The sequence below is a fragment of the Allokutzneria albata genome (genome assembly GCF_900103775.1).
GTDB classification, from domain to species: domain Bacteria; phylum Actinomycetota; class Actinomycetes; order Mycobacteriales; family Pseudonocardiaceae; genus Allokutzneria; species Allokutzneria albata.
Map to the genome: position 1 here is coordinate 6,860,535 of NZ_LT629701.1, position 19,198 is coordinate 6,879,732.

Consider the following 19,198-nt stretch of genomic DNA (forward strand, 5'->3'; position numbering starts at 1 on the left):
TCGAGGTCTACGGAAGGTGCCAATGACCAGGTCTTTTCGGTATGCGCTCAGCGCGGCCGCGCTCACCGTCGCACTGGCGGCCTGCGCCACCCCCGCCCCGCGGGCGACTCCCTCCGCCGTCAGTGTGGCCAGCTGCGGGCGGGAGCAGGCGTTCCCGGCTCCACCCCAGCGGATCGTCAGCCTCAACCAGCACGCGACGGAGATCCTGGTCGCGCTCGGCCTGGCCGACCGCATCGTGGGAACCGCCTACCCGGACACGCCCGAAGTGCCCGCGTCGATCGCGGCGGACTACAAGAAGATCAAGCTGATCGCGGAGAAGTACCCGTCGATGGAGCAGGTGCTCGCGGCGGAGCCGGACGTGGTGGTCGGCGGTTACGCCAGCGCGTTCGCGGAGAAGGACGGCCGCGGCCGGGAAGCATTGGAGCGCAAGGGGATTCGGACGATCCTGCTCGCCGAGTCGTGCTCGACCGGGCCGATCGGGATCAGCACCTACACCGACGACTTGGCGTTGTTCGGCAAGGCGTTCGGGGTGGCCGACCGCGCGAAGAAGCTGGCCGAGGAGACCACCCGGCGGGTCGACGCGGTGGCGGCCAAGCTCCAGGGCGTGGAGCCGGTGCCGGTGTTCTTCTACGACAGCGGCGAGAAGGCCGCGTTCACCGTGGGCGGCCACGGCCTGGGCAATGACATCGCCAAGCGGGCCGGGGCGCGCAACATTTTCGCCGATCTGCCGAAGGTCTTCGGCGACGCGAGCTGGGAGCAGGTCGCCGAGCGCGCCCCGAGGGCCGTCGTGCTGGTCGACTACCTCGGCGCGGGTGGGGTCGACGGCAAACGCGCGTTCCTGCAAGGACATCCGCTGGTCGGAAAGACCGCCGGTGTCGCGCAGGGCAGGTACGTCACGCTGACCCTGCCGGACCTCATCGAGGGCATCCGGCTGGCCGACGCCGTGGAGAAGCTGGCTCGGGGCCTGCACCCCGGTGTGGCCTGGTGACCGTTCTCGTCGGTGTGGCCGGAAAACGGCCACCACTGGTGTTCACCGTGCTTGTGCTCGCGGCCGTCGTCGTCGGCGTGTGCGTGCTGGCGGTGTCGTTCGGATCGGTGTGGCTGCCCCTCGGCCAGGTGTGGAGCATCCTCGCCGAGCCGGTCGCACCGTGGCTGGTGGACGTGACGTGGAGTCCTGTGCGCGCGTCGATCGTGTGGGACTCCCGGCTGCCCAGGGTGGCGATGGCCGTGGTGGTGGGTGCGGCGCTCGCGTTGGCCGGAGCCATCGCGCAGATCGTCACGCGCAACCCCCTCGCCGATCCCTATCTCCTCGGTGTGTCACAGGGGGCCGGGTTGACGGCATCCCTGGTGATGGTGCTCGGGGTGGAGGTCTTGGGGATGGTCGCTCTGCCACCGGTGGCCTTCGCGGGAGCGCTCGGGGTCCTGCTGGCGGTGTTGGCGATCTCGGGTCGCTCGGGCTCGGTCAGCGTGCTCGTGCTCGCCGGCCTCGCCGTCGGTCAGGTGTGCAGTGCCGGGATGTCGCTGGTGATCTTCCTGCACGCCAAGGGTGATCAGGCCAAGCAGGTGCTGTTCTGGCTCGCGGGCGGAATGGGCGACGCGCGGTGGGACGCCCTGGTCGTCCCGGCCGTGGTGCTCGTCCTGGCCGTGCTGGGCGGCATCGTGGCGGGCCGGCGGATCAACCTGCTGCACGCCGAGGACGACGCGGCGACCGCGCTCGGGGTGAACCCGCGGCGGTTCCGGCTGGTGATGCTGGTCGGGGTTTCCCTGCTCGCGGGCACGTCCGTGGCCGTGGCGGGCGGCATCGGCTTCGTCGGGCTGGTCGTGCCGCACGCCGCGACGTTCCTCGTCGGCTCGGACGCGCGGCGGCTGTTGCCGGTCTCCGCCTTGCTGGGCGCGGGTTTCCTGGTCGGAGCCGATCTGCTCGGCCGGGTGCTCGCGTCGCCCTCGGAGCTGCCCGCAGGCGTGATCACGTCGGCGGTCGGCGGGCCGCTGTTCATCCTGATGTTGTTGAGGACCAGGCGGAGGATCGGATGAGCCTTCGGGTTGCCGGGCTTCAGGTCCGGCTGGGCGGACGGTTCGTCGTCGACGGGGTGGACCTCGCCGTCGCGCCCGGCGAAGTGCTCGGGCTGGTGGGACCGAACGGCAGCGGCAAAACGACGCTGTTGCGGACGTTGTACCGGGCTGTCGCGCCAGCCAACGGAACCGTCTACTTAGGACAGTCTACGGTCGGGGAGCTTCCGCGCAGGGAGCTCGCACGGCGTCTGGGAGCGAGTACCCAGGAGCCTGAGCACGCCGCGTCGTTGACGGTGACCGAGGTCGTCGAGCAGGGGCGGGTGTGCCACCGCGGCTGGCTTGAGCCGATGCGTGCCGAGGACGACGAGGCGGTGGAGGCGGCGATCCGCGCGGCAGGGCTGGTCGAGCTGCGCGACCGGGATGTCCGCACACTTTCCGGTGGCGAGCGCCAACGCGTCTCGATCGCGCGTGCACTGGCGGTGCGGCCGGAAGTCCTGGTGCTGGACGAACCGACGAATCACCTCGATCTGCGCCACCAGCTCGGCGTGCTCGGCCTGCTGAGGGAACTGGCGGCGGAGGGGCTCGCGGTCCTGCTGACGTTGCACGACCTCCGTCTCGCGGTGTCCTACTGCGACCGGATCGCCGTGCTGGACAGAGGGAATCTGATTGCGGTCGGGAGCTCCGCCGAGGTGCTGGACGAGCAGCTGCTCGCCGAGGTCTTCGGGGTCCGCGGCCGCATGCGCGGGTCCACTTTGGACATTCTGGGGCCGGCGTGAGGGAACTGTTCGAGGCGTGTTGCCCGGAGGCCGAGGTCGTCATCGCTACACCTCCGCCCGACGCGGTCCGGTGCGCCGACCTGGTCCACCGACCCGAAGTGCTGCGGTCGCTCGTCGACGTCGAGGAGCGGTCGAGCGGGCACATCCTGCGAGCCTCGGCGGCGCGTACTCTTCTTTCCTGCTACGCGATCCGGCTGTGCCAGGTGACCATCATGCCGACGGTCATCGGGGATGTTCTCGTTCATCCCGACGGCGTTCACCTGCGTGTGGACGGCCACGGCTTCACCGTCGTCTACGTCGAGCCAGACGCGATCCAGGCCGTTCCGGAGTTCGCGAGCGGCCTGGTGATCGCGGCGGACAGGGTGCTCGACGGACACATGCGTGCGCTTGCCAAGAGCCTGTCCGTCGAGCCGGGGTGTGCGTGGAGCCCGGTGGCCGGGCAGATCGGGTTCGGGCTCGGGACAGCGATGGCTCGTGCCCGCGCTCCGATGGACAAGCTGCTCGAAGCGCACCGGTTGCTCGTCGGGCACGTGCCCTGGCTCGCGAACACCGGTCGGCTGGTCGAGTCGTCCACCGGGGACAGACTGGTGTTCCTGAGGTCGAAGTGCTGCCTGTGGTGGACGATCCCGGTGGAGGACGAGTGCCGCAGCTGCCCACGCCGGAGTGATTCGGAGAGAACCGCATGAGCGATTCAGCTCCTTGACGTTGCTCCCGGACCAGCTCTCCGGTGGGCAGGCCCCGCGCTTGCGGCTGGCGTCGGTGCTGTTGGTGCGCGCAGACGTGGTGCTGCTCGACGAGCCCACCAACGACCTGGACACCAACGGTTTGGAGCTGCTCGAACACCACGTGGTCGGCAGCAGCGCGGCGGTCGTCCTGGTCAGTCACGACCGCGAGTTCCTCGCTCGCACGGTGACCGCGGTCGCCGAATTGGGCGAGTTCACCCATCGCCTCAAGGTGGTCGGTGGCGGCTGGGAGTCCTATGTGGACGAGCGGCTCAATGCGGATCGGCATGCCCGGGAGGCTTACGAGCAGTACGCGACCAAGCGCGACACCCTCGTTCAGCGCTCGCGCCGGGCCAAGGAGTGGTCCCGGGCCGGCATCAAGCGGGCGACGAGCGCGAAGGCGATGAACGACGAGCCGGACCGCAACGTCAGGGCGGGCAAGAAGCAGGGGGCGCAGAACGTCGCGGCCAAGGCGACCCTGGCCGAGCGCCAGCTGGAACGGCTGGAGGAGGTGGACGAGCCGCGCGAGGCGTGGGAGCTGCGGTTGACGCTGCCTTCGGCCGGACGGGGGAGCGACATCGTGTTCACGTTGCGCCAGGCGGTGATGCGGCGCGGTGACATCACCCTCGGGCCGGTCGACCTGACGATCGGGGCGGGGGAGCGCTGGCGGATCGTCGGCCCCAACGACTCCGGCAAGTCGACGCTGATCGGCCGCCTCCCGCTGCTCTCCGGCGATCGCAGCGCCGGGGGCGAACGTGGTGGCCGGCGAGGTCGACCAGCTCCGCGCGGCCTTCGCGACGGACGAACCGACGCTGACCGTGGTCGCCCCGGCCGCTGATCTGTCCACAGTGGATGCTCGAACGCCGCTGGCCGAGTTCCGGGTCGGGGCGGATGCCGTGCTCCGACCTGCCCGCACGCCCTCGCCGGGAGAACGCATCCGTGCGGGTCTGGCGGTGCTGCAGGCACGCGGTACCACCTGCCTGGTGCTGGACGAGCCCACCAACCACCTCGACCTGCCCGCGATCGAGCAGCTGGAGCAGGCGCTCGCGGACTACCCCGGGGCGCTGATCCTGGTGACCCACGACCGCAGGCTCGCCACCAGGATCAGCACCGACCACACCCTGGACATCACCGCCCTCCACGCCACCTGACCCACACCGATGCCGCGTTCGGGGAGTTTTGGGTCAGCCGCCGGGGGACCAGGTGTGGACGGGTTCGCCTGCGTGCATCAGCTCGATGTAGCGCTGGAGCATGCCGGTGATCGCCGCGTCCCGGTCCAGGCCGCGTTCCTCAAGCCGGGCAACGGTTTCCCGCTGCCAGGACGCCCCGGTCCGCCGGGTCACGCAGCGCTGCTCGATGATGCCGAGGTAGCGCTCGCGGGCCTCGTCGGAGACGCCGCAGGCACGCAGGCCGTCGTGCGCCATCGGGAGCAACCGCCGCAGCACCAGCTCGTCCGGCGGGATCCAGCCGATGCCGGGCCAGTACAGCTGGGCCTGCATGGCGTGGCGGGCGCCGGTGTAGAAGTTCTCCTCGGCGGCCTGGAAGGACATCTGGCTCCAGATGGGCCTTTCCTGCTCGCACAGCGCCCGTTGCGCCCCGTAGAAGAACGCCGCGTTCGCCAGCACGTCGACGACGGTCGGGCCGGCGGGCAGCACGCGGTTCTCCACGCGCAGGTGGGGAACGCCGTCGACGATGTCGTAGACGGGACGGTTCCACCGCCAGATGGTGCCGTTGTGCAGCCGGAGCTCGCCGAGCTGCGGGGCGCGGCCCGCCTCGATGGCCTCCAGCGGGTCCTCGTCCTCGGTTTCCGGGAGCAGGGCGGGGAAGTAGCGCGCGTTCTCCTCGAACAGGTCGAATATCGAGGTGATCCACCGCTCGCCGAACCACACCCTCGGCCGGACGCCCTGGTTCTTCAGCTCCTGCGGCCGGGTGTCGGTGGCCTGCTCGAACATGGGGATGCGGGTTTCCTGCCACAGCGCCTTGCCGAGCAGGAACGGGGAGTTCGCCGCGAGCGCGACCTGCACGCCCGCCAGGCACTGGGCGGCGTTCCAGTGCGCGGCGAAGTCGTCCGGGTCCACCTGCAGGTGCAGCTGCACCGAGGTGCAGGAGGACTCCGGCAGGATCGAGTCGGCGTAGCTGCGCAGGCGTTCGCCCGCGCGGCCGGGCATCGGAACGCCCTCCATGTCCAGCAGCATGTCCTCGCCGCGCTCGTCGAGGATCTGCTTGTTCAGCACGCCGTAGCGCGGGTTGCCGGACAGGAACCGCCGGTCGAAGTGCTCGGCGCGCAGCGTCGGCAGCATCCCGACCATGACCATCCTGGCGCCCGCGTCGTGCGCCTTGCTGTCCGCGCCGTCCAGGACCGCGCGCAGCTCGTTCTCCAGTTCCAGTGCCTCGTCCCCGGCAAGGGGCCTCGGCGGGACGTTGATCTCGAGGTTGTACTGGCCGAGTTCGGTCGTGAAGAGCGGATCGGAGATCTTTTCCAGCACCACCGCGTTCAGCATGGCCGGGTTGAGCGCCTGGTCCACCAGGTTCAGCTCGATTTCCAGGCCCATCTGCTGGCGGGGAAAGGAGAAGTGGTTCTCGGCCAGCATCCGGGCGAGGGCGTCCAGGCAACGCTGGACCTTCTCCCGGTAACGCTGCCGGTCCTCCCTGCTGAACGTCCGTTCCGACACGTCCCTACCCATGCCGCCCTCCCGTGCGGTCGGCTGGTTTCCGAGGGGCACACCAGCGGCAAAGCGAACGACCACCGTCGCATAGCGGTTCCCGCGCCACCAGCGGCCAAACCGGTGCTCTCCGTCACATCGGCATGACAATGTGTGACAAAGTGCTGGTCAAGGAAGTGCAAAGCGCATTGTGTTACTGGACGGTGTAGTCCAGGATTTGAGAACGGCAGAATGTCGCAGGTGGCGAACGTGATCACCATCGACGACCCGGCCGACCCCAGGCTGGCGGACTTCCGCGACCTGTCCGCGGCCGACCGCCGCCCCGACCGCCCCGGTGGCCGCGGCCTGGTGATCGCCGAGGGGGTCGTGGTGGTGGAGCGGCTGCTCGCCTCGCCCTTCCCGGTCCGGGCGCTGCTCGGAGTGGCCCGCCGGATCGAGGCGCTGGCCGACCGGCTGGCGCCGCTGGACGTGCCCGCCTACGTGACCACGGCCGAGGTGATGGCGGAGGTGGTCGGCTTCCACCTCAACCGCGGCGTGCTGGCCAGCGCCGACCGCGCGGTCCAGCCGCCCGTCGCCGACCTCGTCGCCCGCGCGCGCACGCTCGCCGTGCTGGAGGGCGTCGGCGACCACGAGAACCTGGGGTCGTTGTTCCGCAACGCCGCCGCGCTCGGCCTCGACGGGTTGCTGCTCGGCCCGGGGTGCTCCGATCCGCTCTACCGGCGCAGCGTCCGCGTGTCCATGGGGCACGTGCTCCGCGTCCCGTTCGCCACCGTGGAGGACCTGCCCGGCGGGCTGGACCTGTTGCGTGAGAACGGTTTCAAGGTCGCCGCGCTCACCCCGAGGGCTGATGCGGTCCCGCTCGCGACGGCGGGGCTGCACACCGGGAAGGCCGCGCTGCTGCTGGGCTCCGAGGGGCCGGGACTGACCGAGGAGGCCATCGCGGCCGCCGATCTCGCGGTCCGCATCCCGATGTTCGGCGGCGTCGACTCGCTCAACGTCGCCACGGCGGCCGCGATCGCCTTCTACGCCCTGGGAATCCAAGACAAGTCAAGGGAAACTGACCCGTCGGACTGAGCTGCGCGAAGGTCCCGGCGCCGTGGCGTTCACCCGAAAGACCCTAAGATCCGTTGGTGTGGAGCTGCGCGCGCACGAGGGGCGGGCGGTCCTCGTCCGGTCCGGCGAGGGGCGCGCGCTGGACCCTGCCGAACTCGCGCTGCCCGCCGCCCTCGTCGCCGCGCTGCACGAGTGGGCCGGTGTCGCGCTCCAGGTTTCCTCCCCGCCGCACGGTGACGACGACCCGGCGCTGGAGCTGATCACCCACCGGGGCCGCCTGCTGGCCGGGCGGGTGGCGGCGCTGCTGGGCGTCCCGGTCGGCTACCGCGACCCGGTCGGCGGCCGCACCGAGCTCGTCGAGGTGCCCAGGGCCCGCCTGGCCGTCCCACCGCCCCCGGTGCCGATCGGTGAACCGACCCCGTGGGCGACGGGCCTGACCGTGAGCCTGTTCGTCGCCGTGCTGGTGCTGTGCGTGATCATCGCCTTGTCCAGCGGTCTCGCCGAGGCGAGCCCGTGGTTCGCCCTCGGCGCGAACGTGCTGATCGGCGCGGGACTGGCCCCCTCGCTCTGGCTGTCGAGGGCGGTGCCCGTGTGGCGCTGGGTCGCGCTCGGCGCCACCGCGGGCCTGCTCGCCGCCTGGCTCGCCCTCATCCTCGCCCTGTTCCTGGGCTGAGGCGGGTCAGGCCAGCGAGGCCGTCCACGCGGAGTGCAGCGAGGCGAACTCCCCGCCGCTGCCGAGCAGTTCCTCCGGTGAACCGTCCTCGGTGATCTCACCGCGCTCCATCACCAGCACGCGGTCGGCGATCAGCACGGTGGACAGCCGGTGGGCGATGATCACCGCTGTGCGGTCCCGGAGCACGGTCTCCAGCGCCCGCTGCACGGCCCGCTCGGTCGGAATGTCCAAACTGGACGTCGCCTCGTCGAGGATGAGCACCGCGGGGTCCGCGAGGAACGCCCTGGCGAACGCGACCAGCTGGCGCTGACCCGCGGACAGCCGGCTCCCGTGCTTGTTCACGTCGGTGTCGTAGCCGTTGGGCAGCGCCGTGATGAACTCGTGCGCGCCCACCGCCCGCGCGGCCGCCTCGATCTCCGAACGGTCCGCGGACGGCTTGCCGAGCGCGATGTTCTCCGCGACGGAACCGGTGAACAGGAACGATTCCTGGGTCACCATCACCACCGCGCGGCGCAGGTCCTCCTCGCCGAGGTCGCGGAGGTCGACGCCGTCGAGCGAGACCACGCCCTCGGCCGGGTCGTAGAACCTGGCGAACAGCTTGACCAGCGAGGACTTCCCCGCCCCCGTCGCACCGACCACGGCGAGCGTCTGCCCGGCGGGCACGTGCAGGTCCATCCCGGACAGCACGACCGGCGTCTCCTCGGAGTACCGGAAGGACACCGACGACATCCGCAGCTCACCGCGCGCGGAGGGCAGCGGCGTCGGCCGGGCGGGCTCGGGAACGCCGGGCTCCTGGGCCAGCACGCCGGAGATCTTCTCCAGCGCCGCGGTGGCTGACGCGTAGGTGTTGAGGAAGGTGCCGAGCTGTTCGAGCGGGTCGTAGAACAGCCGCACGTAGATCAGGAACGCGGCGAGCACACCGACCGCCATCTCCTCGGCGGACACCAGCCACGCGCCGACCGCGAGCACGATCACGAAGGACAGCGAACCGACCATGCGCAGCACGACCAGGTACACGCCGAGCACCCAGGTGGCCCGGTTCTGCGCGAGCCGGTAGCCGTCGTTGTGCTCGTCGAGGACCTTCGCGTTCGCCTCCTCGCGCCGGTAGGCCTGCACGGCGCGGATACCGGTCATCGTCTCGGTGAAGTGCGTGATCACCTTGGCGATCTCGGTCCTGGTGCGGCGGTAGCAGCGCGCGGACTCCTTGCGGAAGACCATCGTCGCGATGAACAGCGGTACGAAACCCGCCAGCACGATCAGCGCCAGCCGGTGGTCCAGCGACAGCATCAGCACCGTCACGCCGATCACCGTCAGCACCGAGGAGATCAGCCCGTCGAGGCCCTCGTCGATCAGGTCGCTCAGGGTGTCGATGTCGCTGGTGGCGCGGGCGATCATCTTGCCGGAGGTGTAGGACTGGTGGAACGACAGCGACAACCGCTGCGAGTGGGTGAACAGCCTGCCGCGCAGGTCGATCAGCACGTCCTGGCCGATCCGCCCGGACACCAGCAGGAAGCCCCACCGCAGCCCGGCGGTGAGCACCGAGCTGGCCGCGTAGCCCGCGACGAACCACGCGATCGGCACCGGATCGCCCTTGACCGCCGCGGGAACCCCGACGTCGAGCGCACCCGCGATCAGCAGCGGTCCCACCAGGTGCGCGGCGTTCTCCGCCAGCACCAGCACCATCGCGAAGACGGCGCGTACCCGGTGCGGCCGGAGCAGCGAACCGAGCAGCTTGCGCGCGCGGCCCGGCTCCGCCTCGATCTCCATGGGGCGCGTCATCGCGCCGTCACCTCCAGATCCTCCACTTCGGAGGCGTCATCATCCATTGTGGACAGAAGGGTGCGGTAGACCTTCGAGGACGCGAGCAGTTCGCGGTGCGTCCCCGTCGCGACGATGCGGCCCTCGTGCAGCACGGCGATGCGGTCGGCGAGCTGCACCGTGCTCGGCCGGTGCGCCACCACGAGCGCGGTGACCCCGTGCAGCACGCGGCGCAGCGCCTGTTCGACCTCCGCCTCGGTGTGCACGTCCAGCGCCGACAACGGATCGTCGAGCACCAGCACGGCGGGCCGGCCGATCACCGCGCGCGCCAGGGCGAGCCGCTGCCGCTGACCACCGGACAACGACAACCCCTGCTCGCCGATGGGCGTGTCCAGGCCCTGCGGCAACGTGTCGACGAAGTCCTCCGCGTTCGCCACCCGAAGCGCTTCGCGGACCTCGTCCTCGGTCGTCGGCCGGTGGGTGCCCATGGCCACGTTCTCCCGCACGGTCGCGGAGAACAGCACCGCCTCCTCGAAGGCCACCGCGATCTGGCTGCGCAGGTCGTTCAGCGAGAGGTCGCGGATGTCGGTGCCGTCCAAGGTGATCCGCCCGGCGGAGACGTCGTAGAAGCGCGGGATCAACGCCGTCAGCGTGGTCTTCCCACAGCCCGTCGCACCGACGAGCGCCACGGTTTCCCCCGGGTGCAGCGTGAGGTCCACAGTGGACAGAACGTCGGTGTCGGCAGCGGGGTAGCGCATGCGCACGCCCTCGAAGCGGAGTTCGCCGCGCACCGGGCGGGGCAGCGGTTTCGGGTCGGCCGGATCGGTCACGGCGGGCCCGGTGTCGGAGACCTCGCCGAAGCGCTCGCACGCGGCGGCCGCCGAGTTCAACTCGGCGAGGAACCACCCCAGCGACTCCACCGGCCAGGTGAGGAAGGTGGTGAGGGTGATCGACGCGACCAGCGTGCCCAGTGTCATCGTGCCCGCGGCGATGCCGTGCGCGCCCGCGGCCAGCTGCGCCGCGACGGCCAGGCCGGGCAGCACGATGATCGTGGTCCACAGGACCGCGATCACGGAGATCTTGCGCAGGCCGGTCTCGCGCAGGTCCGCCGCCTGCTTCAGGTAGTGCCCGCGCAGGTGCTCGCCGCGGCCGAACGCCTTGAGTACCCGGATGCCCAGCACCGACTCCTCCACCGTGGTGGCGAGGTCCCCGGCCTGGTCCTGCGCGCGCCTGGCCACCACGCGGTAGCGGGTCTCGTAGAAGTAGGTGCTCACCAGCACCGGCAGCATGCAGATCGTCACCACGAGGCCGAGCACGGGCGCGAGCGTGTACATGATGCCAAGGCCGACGAAGATCGTGGTCGTGTTGATCACGAGGTAGATCAGCGTGAAGGTCATGAAGCGGCGGATGGTCGCCACGTCGTCGACGCCTCGGGAGAGCAGCTGTCCGGACTGCCAGCTGTCGTGGAAGCCCAGCGGCAGGCGTTGCAGGTGCGCGTAGAGCGCTGCCCGCATGCCCGCCTCCGCCCTGTTGTTCGGCGGAGCGGAGAGCTGCCGCCGGGCGAACAGCAGCACCGCCTCGACCACGCCGAGCCCCGCCACCGCGAGCACCAGCCAGACGAGGGCGGTGGTGTCGCCGGTGCGGACCGGGCCGTCGATGATCTTCTGCGTCACCAGGGGGATGACCAGTCCCGCCAGCATGGCGCCGAGCGCGCAGATCCCCGCCGCGAGCAGGGGGAGCCGGGAGGCGCGGTAGTAAGGAATCAGTCGTCGGAGTTCCCTGAATGTCGATCCCCGGTTGCCCACCGGAACGTCCCCCTCACGTCCGTCGCGAACTCGCGACGCTACGACCAGGGCTGGGGTGTGGTCATCTGGTTTTTCCGGCTCCTGCACACATGATTTGCGCCGTCGGGGCGTGTGCGCATCCCACGAACGGAGCATGATCAGGGGCGTGACGCGCGCATATTCGAGTCGATTTCTGCGCACCGTTCCGACGATGGCCTTTCCCGCCGGACGGCTGCTCGCCGTGGTCAGTGGACGGATCTACCTGCTCGCTTCCGACGGCTGGGACCCGCTCGCGACGCCGAGGCCGCATTCGGCGCTGCCGATCGAGCGGTCGGAGGCGGAAGCGCTCTGTCGACGACTCGGTCATCCGATCGGGGTTCTCGATAGCGTTCCGGAAGCCGACTACTAGAGGCAGGTACATGTACGCAATACGCAACCGGGGCCTGGAGAAGTAGACCTCCAGTCGGAGGCGCGAACGCGACATCTGCGGTGAACTGGTGGTGACGTTTACATAACGACGCCAGAAGGTGAGTGAGTCGGTGTTCGCACAACGAACCATGCCGGTGTTGTTGCCGCCGATCCCGGCGGACCGAGAGCTGTGGTCCACCCTCACAGCCTTGTTCGGGCAGATCGAGGCGGCGCTGGAGCGGGCACTGCAGCGCGGCTACGGCCTCAGCCTGTCGGAGTACCGCGCCGTGTGCGCCCTCTCCGAGAGCGACCAGGGCTACCTGCGCATGCAGGACCTCGCCGACGCCGTGGGGCTGAACCAGAGCTCGATCAGCCGTCTGGTGGCCAGGCTGGAGCGGGCCGGGCTGACCAGTCGCAGGCTCTGCGAGACCGACCGCAGGGGCGTGTGCACGGAGGTCACCGAGCGCGGCCGGTCGGTCTGCGAGCGGGCCGTGCTCACCTACGAGGTGGTGCTGACCGCCGAACTGGACCGGGCCGCTGCCGAACCCCGCTTCGCCTCCATGGTCGACCGCATCCGAGCCTGAGAGATCCTTTCCGGCCCAGCGGACAACGAAGGGCCCCCGCCGGGAGGTTCCGGCAGGGGCCCTGGTGCCTGGGAACGCGCGGACTAGCCGCGCTGCGAGCGGACGCCGAGCAGGACGTCCTCCCACGAGGGGACGATCGGGTGGTTCTTCCTGCCCCCCTTGCGGGCCGCGGGCTCAGCCCTGCGGTCGACATCGGGCTGCGGCTCGTCCACCTCGGCGGCACCCGCCGCCTCCGGCTCGCCGGCATCGGCGGCCGGCCCCGGGTCCAGCTCCGCGGGCAGCGGCTCCGGCTGGTACCGGCCGTGCCCGGTCGACTCCTGCTGGGCCACCGGCTCCGCGTCGGCGGGGGAGGTGGCGGGCGGCAGCAGCGACTGCTCCAGCGGGCCGTGCGACTCGTCCAGCTCCAGCGCCTGCCGGGCCAGCTGGGTCACCGGCCGCACCGTGCGCAGCGAGCGGTTGGGCGTCGGGTCGATCAGGTCGGCCGCGTGCTCGTCCAGCGGCGTGACCGTGCCCCCGTGCGCGCCGGGGTGGAAGATCCAGTGGGCCCGGATGTCGGAGCGCCCCGCCCGCCAGAGCAGCTGGACGACCCACTTGCCGTCCTCGCCCCGCCAGGAGTCCCAGCTCCCCGACTCGTAGTCCTGACCGCGCAGGCTGAACGCGTGCGCGACGACCTCGCCGAGGGTCTGCACGTCGGGGCCGTCCTCGCGCACCGGGTGGGCGCGCTGGGCCAGCTCGGCCGTGCGCGAGCGCTCCAGCAGCACCGGGTAGGCGAAGCGCTCGACGCGCTGCGGGTCCATCCCCGCCGACGCGGCCAGCTGCTCGATGGACTCGCCGCCGCGGATGCGGGCCTGGATCTCCCGCGGCCGCAGCTGGCTCTCCAGCTCGATCTGGGCCTGGCCGAGCTTGGGCAGATCGCCCCGGACGGCAGCGCGCAGCCGGTCGTCAGCGGGCAGCGTGAAGCGCTCACCACGTTCCGCGTCCTCCAGCACGACGGTCTGACCGTCCTCGCCGAGCCCGACGACTCGCAGCGCTCGCATCACTGCCTCCCCGATTTACTTCACCTCGCTAGAGGTCACGGTATGTCGGCGTGCCTACTTGACGCGGTAGGCGCGCCGACACTCAATCTCTCTTCCCCATGCGATCTTGCCCGAAGCGCGAGGGGTTCCGCATCTTTGATCCCGTGACGATCCGAAGCCGAAAGGGCCACACCGTGAACACTGCGTGATCACGATGTGGCCGTGGGCGACCGGAGGTGGGTCAGCCGATCTTCTCGACCACCCAGTCCACGCAGCGGGTGAGCGCGGTGACGTCGTCGGGGTCGATGGCCGGGAACATGGCCACCCGCAGCTGGTTGCGGCCGAGCTTGCGGTACGGCTCGACGTCGACGATGCCGTTGGCGCGCAACACCTTGGCCACGGTCGCGGCGTCGACGGAGTCGGCGAAGTCGATCGTGCCGACCACGTGCGAGCGGTGCCCGGGCTCGGTGACGAACGGGCTGGCGAACTCCGCGCTCTCGGCCCAGCCGTACAGGCGCGACGCGGAGTCGGCGGTACGCGCGGTGACCCAGTCCAACCCGCCGTTGCCGAGCATCCACTCGATCTGGTCGGCGAGCAGGAACAGCGTCGCGACGGCCGGGGTGTTGTAGGTCTGGTCCTTCACGGAGTTGTCCAGCGCGGTGCTCAGCGACAGGAACTCCGGGATCCAGCGGTCCGAGGCGGCGATCTCGGCGACGCGCTCCAGCGCGGCCGGGCTCATCAGCGACAACCACAGGCCGCCGTCGGAGGCGAAGGACTTCTGCGGCGCGAAGTAGTAGACGTCGAAGTCCTCGGCCTTGACCGGCAGGCCACCGGCGCCGGAGGTGGCGTCGATCGCCACGAGCGCGCCCTCGCTGCCCGCGGGGCGGGTCACCGGCACCATCACGCCGGTGGAGGTCTCGTTGTGCGCCCAGCCGATCAGGTCGACGCCCTCGTGCGCGGCGATCTCCGGGGCGCTGCCCGGCTCCGCCTTCACCACGACCGGGTCGGCCAGGAACGGCGCGCCCGAGGTGACCTTGGCGAACTTCGCGGAGAACTCGCCGTAGGTGAAGTGCTGGGCGCGCTCGCGGACCAGGCCGAACGCGGCGGCGTCCCAGAACGCGGTGGTGCCGCCGTTGCCGAGGACGACCTCGTAGCCCTCGGGGAGCGAGAACAGCTCGCGCAGCCCGGAGCGGACGCGGCCGACCAGCGCCTTGACCGGCTTCTGCCGGTGCGAGGTGCCCATCAGCGCGCCACCCTCGGCGGCGAGGCGGGCCAGCTGCTCGGGACGGATCTTGGACGGGCCACAACCGAACCGGCCGTCCGAGGGCTTGAGCTCGGCGGGCAGCTTCAGGGTCGTGGGATCAGCCGTCTGGGTCATTACGGCGCCTCCGGAAGGCGGTCTCGTGGTCTGGAGTGACCCGGCGCCGTTGCCGGAGTCCACAGTGTTGCAGCCCGATGACCTGCGTGTGACGACCGGGTGGCCATCCCCACGTCAGGGGCCGGGCGGTGGCTGCCCGGTCATCTTCAGGGACAGGGCGAAGTCGCGCAGGATTTCGGTGTAGTCGGGCGCGCGGTCCCAGTTCGCGGTGTGCCCGGCGCCGGCGAGCACCCGGACGGCGGCGTGCGGGGCCGCGGCGAGCAGGCGCCGCTCGTGCCGCCGGACCGCGCGGTCGTGGGCGCCGTTGAGGATCAGCGTGGGACCGCCGTAGGCCCGCAGCGCGCTCGTGTAGTCGTTCCCGGCCAGTTCGCGCAGGATCTCCGGCCCGGCCTGCGGGCGCACGCCCACCGCGAGCACGGCCGCCGCGACCTCACGGCCCGCCTCCCGGGCGAAGCTGCGCGCCGCGACCTGCCGCATCCTGCGGTCCCCCACGATCCGGAAGACCAAGCCCAGCAGCGCCGCGTTGGCCCGGCAGCGCAGGCCGACCCATCCGGTGTGGTCCCCCGAGGTTCCGGTGACCACCAGACCGGCGACGCGCTCCGGGTACCGCCCGGCGAAGCACATCGCGACGCTCCCGCCGAGGGACAGCCCGACCACGAGCGCGGGGCGCTCCAGCGGCACCCCGGCCACCTCGGCGACGGCGTCGTCCATGTGGAACCGGCGGGCGGCCAGCGAGCCGTGGCCGGGCAGGTCCAGGGTGATCACGCGGAATTCCCCCTCCAGTGCGGTGGTCTGGGGCATCCACATTTTCCGGTTCACACCCGCGCCGTGCAGGAACACGATCGGCAGCGCGTCCTCGGGTCCGCTGGCCTCGATTGTCACGGAATGTGCGTTCCCCCGTTCCCGGTCGGAAGAAACCCTTTTCGATCAGTCCAGCAGCCCGTATTCCATCGCGGTGGTCACGGCGGCGGTCCGGTCGGAGACGTCGAGCTTGGTGAAAACGCGCAGAAGATGTGTTTTCACGGTCGCCTCGCTGATGAACAGCTCCCGGCCGATCTCGCCGTTGCTGAGCCCGCGCTTGACCTGGCGCAGCACCTCGATCTCGCGCGCGGACAGGCTCGGCACCTGCCCGCCGCGGACCCGGCTGAACAGCTTCGCCGCCACCGACGGCGTCAGCACCGTCTCGCCCCGGCCTGCCGCCCGGATCGCGTGCAGCAGGTCGCCGCGCGAGGTGTCCTTCAGCAGGTAGCCGGACGCGCCCGCCTCCACCGCGCGGAGGATGTCGCGGTCGGTCTCGTACGTCGTGAGGACGACGATCCGGCTGTCCGGGCACTCCGCGCGGATGCGGGCCGTCGCGGCGACGCCGTCCCCGCCGGGCATCCGCAGGTCCATCAGCACCACCTGCGGCCGGTGCGCCAGCGTCATGGCCAGCGCCTCCGGTCCCGACGCGGCCTCCGCGACCACCTCCAGATCGGGTTCGGCGTTGAGCATCCCGCGAAGTCCTTCGCGCACAACGGGATGGTCGTCGACCAGGAGGATCTTGATCAGCGTCTGGCTCATACCGGTACCGCCACCTTCACCACGGTTCCCTTTCCGGGAGCGCTGTTCACCGCGAACGCGCCGCCCACCTGTTCGGTGCGGCTGCGCAGTCCGGGGAGGCCGAAGCCCATCGGCATCCGCTCCGGGTCGAAGCCAGCGCCGTCGTCGGCGATCCGCAGCAGCACCGCCTCCTCGGTGAACTCCACCGACACCGCGACGGCACCGGCCCCGGCGTGCTTGCGCACGTTGTTCAGCGCCTCCTGGGTCGCGCGCAGCAGCATCACCTCGATGTCGGTGGCCAGCTGCCTCGGTTCCCCGGTGACCACGCACTCGGTCGCGATCCCGAGGTCGTGCCCGACCCGCTCGACCAGCCTGCTGATGGCCCCGACCAGCGAGGAGTTCGTCAACGGGGCCGGGGTGAGCGCGCCGACCAGGGCCCGCGCCTCGTCCAGGTTCTCCCGCGCGGTGCGCACCGCGAGCGTGAGGTGCCGCCGCGCCAGGTCCCCGTCCGCCTGACTGTCCATTTCGGACTCCGCGGCCTGGACCAGGGTGACGATGCTGGTGAAGCCCTGGGCCAGGGTGTCGTGGATCTCCCCGGCCAGCCGCTCCCGCTCGGCGGCCACGCCGGCCTCGTGCGAGAGCCGGGCGACCTCCGCCCGCGAGCTCTCCAGCTGCTCGATCAGCCGCTCCCGCTCCGCGCTCTCCACCGCGGCCCGGTCCAGCCAGATGCCGAACGCCAGCGCGTAGAACGCGAAGATCAACGCGAAGATCGTGTACATGACGACGTGCTCCCACTGCTCGCCGTCGAGGACCAGCCCGGCGACGGCGGTGAGGTCCAGCAGCAGGATCATCACCACGGCCCAGCCCAGCCGCACCGACAGGAACAGCTGCGGCCCGAGCACGAACAGGATCGAGCTGGCGTCCAGCACCGCGGTCACCGCGGGCACGTAGAGCACGATGATGCCGATGACGTAGACCCCGCCGCGCCAGCGCGGCCCGGTGGTGCCGATCGCCGACCGGCCGAGCAGCACGTACCAGAGGCCGAGCGCGCCGACCAGGATGAGCGCGGTCGTCTTGTCCGACGGGAGGTTCCTGGGCGCCAGCGTGATGTTCACGAAGGTCAGCACCAGCACGACCGAGAAGAAGATGTCCCAGATCGGGAAGACCCGCTGCCAGACGGTGACCTGCCAGTGCTCCCCGAAGCCCCCTTCGAGCCGCTCGCGTTCGCTGTCCTTGGGGCGCCAGCCGATCCACGTCACCGACGGTTCGCGCGTCACCGGCGAATCCGGGAGCCGGGCGCCCGGTCCGCCCGACTGGGGTCGAGCGGACCGCCGTGGCGCTTCGAGCGGGAGAAACGCGCCAGTGCGGCCGCGCCCGCGCGGGGAATCGATCCCCCCTGATCTCCGCGCGGGCGAGCTGCCAGGTGCCCCCGGCCCCCGGATACCCCTCCGCCACCGGCAGCGGTGACGGCCGTGAGCGGGGGAGCCGCCGCGGCGTGGGCCGTGCCGAGGTGCTCAGTCCCGCTCATGACCCGATGCTCGCGCGGCCGGGGGCCCGGTCGCGACGAACGGGTGGTGGAACGCGGTGTCCACCACCCGGTGGATGCGCTGGTCCTGCTCACCCGCACAGTCTCCGGCTCACACCGTGGTGACGCCCGACCAGCCCTCGATCGTCTCGGGGGAGCGCGGGGCGGGGCCGATGTACTCCGCGGACGGCCGGACCAGCCTGCCCGTGCGCTTCTGCTCCAGGATGTGCGCGCACCAGCCCGCGGTCCTGGCGCAGGTGAACATCGCGTGCATCATGTGCGGCGGCACCTCGGCGAAGTCCAGCACGACCGCCGCCCAGAACTCCACGTTCGTCTCGATCGCCCGGTCCGGCCTGCGCTCGCGCAGCTCGGCGAGCGCGGCCTGCTCCAGCGCCGCCGCGGCCTCGTAGCGCTCGGCCCCCAGCTCCCGGCAGGTGCGGCGGAGCACCCGCGCCCGGGGGTCCTCGGCGCGGTAGACGCGGTGGCCGAAGCCCATCAGCCGTTCCTTGCGGTCGAGGATGTCGGTGACCACGCGGCGCGCGTCGCCGGTCCGCTCGACCGCCTCGATCATCGGCAGCACCCTGGCGGGCGCGCCGCCGTGCAGCGGGCCGGACATCGCGCCGATCGCGCCGGACATCGCCGCGGCCACGTCCGCCCCGGTCGAGGCGATCACCCTGGCGGTGAACGTGGAGGCGTTGAGGCCGTGCTCGGCCGCGGAGACCCAGTAGGTGTCGATCGCCTTCACGTGCGCGGGATCGGGCTCGCCGCGCCAGCGCGTCATGAACCGCTCGGTGATCGTGCGGCACTCGTCGATCCGGTGCTGCGGAACGGCGGGGATACCGATGCCGCGGGCCGACTGCGCCACGTAGGACAGCGCCATCACCGAGGCGCGGGCCAGTTCCTCGCGCGCGGTCTCGTCGGAGATGTCCAGCAGCGGGCGGTAGCCCCAGATCGGCGCCACCATGGCCAGGGCCGCCTGCACGTCGACCCGGACGTCGCCGGTGTGCACCGGGATCGGGAACGGCTCGGCGGGCGGCAGCCCCGCGCCGAAGCGCCCGTCCACCAGCAGCGCCCACACGTCGCCGAAGGTGACCCGGCCTGCCAGCTCCTCGATGTCCACGCCCCGGTAACGCAGGGCGCCGCCGTCGCGGTCCGGCTCCGCGATCTCGGTCCGGAAGGCGACAACACCTTCGAGGCCGGGTCGGAACCCGTTGTCGTGGCTCGCATCCTGCACCGCGTTGTGCATCCGATCGCCTCCTCGGCCGCCGACGTCGGCAAGCCTCTTTAGTGGCCACCCGGACTGATT

19 protein-coding genes are annotated in these 19,198 nt (G+C 71.1%); 10 read left to right on the forward strand and 9 right to left on the reverse strand.

Translation table 11 applies throughout. The features are described 5' to 3' along the window. The first annotated feature begins 22 nt into the window (after positions 1–22). From BLT28_RS31300 to BLT28_RS42250, 6 genes are read left to right on the forward strand one after another with little or no spacing between them, the layout of a single operon-like run. Positions 23–988 (forward strand): ABC transporter substrate-binding protein, encoded by a 966-nt coding sequence (locus BLT28_RS31300; RefSeq protein WP_030427086.1) that lies wholly within the window; start codon positions 23–25, stop codon positions 986–988. Then, on the forward strand, positions 985–2,034 hold the full coding sequence (locus BLT28_RS31305) for a FecCD family ABC transporter permease (RefSeq protein WP_231950489.1): 1,050 nt from the start codon (positions 985–987) through the stop codon (positions 2,032–2,034). The genes BLT28_RS31300 and BLT28_RS31305 overlap by 4 nt, the downstream gene beginning before the upstream one ends. Next, positions 2,031–2,789, forward strand: coding sequence for an ABC transporter ATP-binding protein (locus tag BLT28_RS31310; protein ID WP_030427084.1), 759 nt, complete (start codon positions 2,031–2,033; stop codon positions 2,787–2,789). Before BLT28_RS31305 ends, BLT28_RS31310 begins: the two co-directional genes overlap by 4 nt. After that, entirely contained in the window at positions 2,786–3,475 is a 690-nt protein-coding gene (locus tag BLT28_RS31315) for a hypothetical protein (RefSeq protein WP_030427083.1), read from the forward strand. The genes BLT28_RS31310 and BLT28_RS31315 overlap by 4 nt, the downstream gene beginning before the upstream one ends. A gap of 13 nt (positions 3,476–3,488) precedes the next feature. Next, positions 3,489–4,349: an ATP-binding cassette domain-containing protein gene (locus tag BLT28_RS31320; RefSeq protein WP_052406814.1), complete on the forward strand. Its 861-nt coding sequence runs from the start codon at positions 3,489–3,491 to the stop codon at positions 4,347–4,349. Next, positions 4,270–4,662: an ATP-binding cassette domain-containing protein gene (locus BLT28_RS42250; protein ID WP_052406813.1), complete on the forward strand. Its 393-nt coding sequence runs from the start codon at positions 4,270–4,272 to the stop codon at positions 4,660–4,662. The genes BLT28_RS31320 and BLT28_RS42250 overlap by 80 nt, the downstream gene beginning before the upstream one ends. Positions 4,663–4,695: 33 nt before the next feature. Here the strand turns inward: BLT28_RS42250 and BLT28_RS31325 are convergent, their stop codons facing one another. Next, positions 4,696–6,195, reverse strand: a complete 1,500-nt coding sequence (locus BLT28_RS31325; RefSeq protein ID WP_030427082.1) for a glutamate-cysteine ligase family protein — start codon at positions 6,193–6,195, stop codon at positions 4,696–4,698. A 210-nt stretch (positions 6,196–6,405) separates the two neighbouring features. Here BLT28_RS31325 and BLT28_RS31330 point away from each other — a divergent pair, with 210 nt between their 5' ends. Beyond that, positions 6,406–7,248, forward strand: coding sequence for a TrmH family RNA methyltransferase (locus BLT28_RS31330; protein WP_030427081.1), 843 nt, complete (start codon positions 6,406–6,408; stop codon positions 7,246–7,248). Positions 7,249–7,270: 22 nt separating this feature from the next. Then, positions 7,271–7,900, forward strand: a complete 630-nt coding sequence (locus BLT28_RS31335) for a DUF2537 domain-containing protein (protein ID WP_231950491.1) — start codon at positions 7,271–7,273, stop codon at positions 7,898–7,900. Positions 7,901–7,906: 6 nt separating this feature from the next. Here the strand turns inward: BLT28_RS31335 and BLT28_RS31340 are convergent, their stop codons facing one another. Both BLT28_RS31340 and BLT28_RS31345 read right to left on the reverse strand, forming a co-directional pair. Continuing rightward, positions 7,907–9,679: an ABC transporter ATP-binding protein gene (locus BLT28_RS31340; RefSeq protein WP_081899967.1), complete on the reverse strand. Its 1,773-nt coding sequence runs from the start codon at positions 9,677–9,679 to the stop codon at positions 7,907–7,909. Then, the gene (locus BLT28_RS31345; protein ID WP_043810083.1) at positions 9,676–11,463 is read right to left on the reverse strand and encodes an ABC transporter ATP-binding protein; all 1,788 of its coding nucleotides are present in this window, start codon (positions 11,461–11,463) and stop codon (positions 9,676–9,678) included. Before BLT28_RS31345 ends, BLT28_RS31340 begins: the two co-directional genes overlap by 4 nt. A gap of 190 nt (positions 11,464–11,653) precedes the next feature. Between BLT28_RS31345 and BLT28_RS31350 the strand changes: the two genes are divergently transcribed. Beyond that, on the forward strand, positions 11,654–11,851 hold the full coding sequence (locus BLT28_RS31350; protein WP_030427077.1) for a hypothetical protein: 198 nt from the start codon (positions 11,654–11,656) through the stop codon (positions 11,849–11,851). A 130-nt stretch (positions 11,852–11,981) separates the two neighbouring features. Further along, on the forward strand, positions 11,982–12,434 hold the full coding sequence (locus BLT28_RS31355) for a MarR family winged helix-turn-helix transcriptional regulator (RefSeq protein ID WP_231950492.1): 453 nt from the start codon (positions 11,982–11,984) through the stop codon (positions 12,432–12,434). Between the two features lie 83 nt (positions 12,435–12,517). On the opposite strand, the gene sepH is transcribed toward BLT28_RS31355, so the two are convergent. The 6 genes from sepH to BLT28_RS31385 all read right to left on the reverse strand — a co-directional run bounded on the left by sepH (position 12,518) and on the right by BLT28_RS31385 (position 19,138). After that, positions 12,518–13,471, reverse strand: coding sequence for a septation protein SepH (gene sepH / locus BLT28_RS31360; RefSeq protein WP_030427075.1), 954 nt, complete (start codon positions 13,469–13,471; stop codon positions 12,518–12,520). A gap of 220 nt (positions 13,472–13,691) precedes the next feature. Beyond that, positions 13,692–14,828, reverse strand: a complete 1,137-nt coding sequence (gene serC, locus BLT28_RS31365; RefSeq protein ID WP_030427074.1) for a phosphoserine transaminase — start codon at positions 14,826–14,828, stop codon at positions 13,692–13,694. Positions 14,829–14,942: 114 nt separating this feature from the next. Beyond that, complete coding sequence (locus BLT28_RS31370) at positions 14,943–15,710, reverse strand: alpha/beta fold hydrolase (protein WP_052406810.1); 768 nt, start codon at positions 15,708–15,710, stop codon at positions 14,943–14,945. 45 nt (positions 15,711–15,755) lie between these two features. Continuing rightward, positions 15,756–16,376: a response regulator gene (locus BLT28_RS31375; RefSeq protein ID WP_030427072.1), complete on the reverse strand. Its 621-nt coding sequence runs from the start codon at positions 16,374–16,376 to the stop codon at positions 15,756–15,758. An 8-nt stretch (positions 16,377–16,384) separates the two neighbouring features. After that, on the reverse strand, positions 16,385–17,644 hold the full coding sequence (locus tag BLT28_RS31380; protein ID WP_052406809.1) for a sensor histidine kinase: 1,260 nt from the start codon (positions 17,642–17,644) through the stop codon (positions 16,385–16,387). Positions 17,645–18,004: 360 nt separating this feature from the next. Beyond that, the gene (locus BLT28_RS31385; RefSeq protein WP_030427070.1) at positions 18,005–19,138 is read right to left on the reverse strand and encodes a citrate synthase 2; all 1,134 of its coding nucleotides are present in this window, start codon (positions 19,136–19,138) and stop codon (positions 18,005–18,007) included. Between the last annotated feature and the right edge of the window lie 60 nt (positions 19,139–19,198).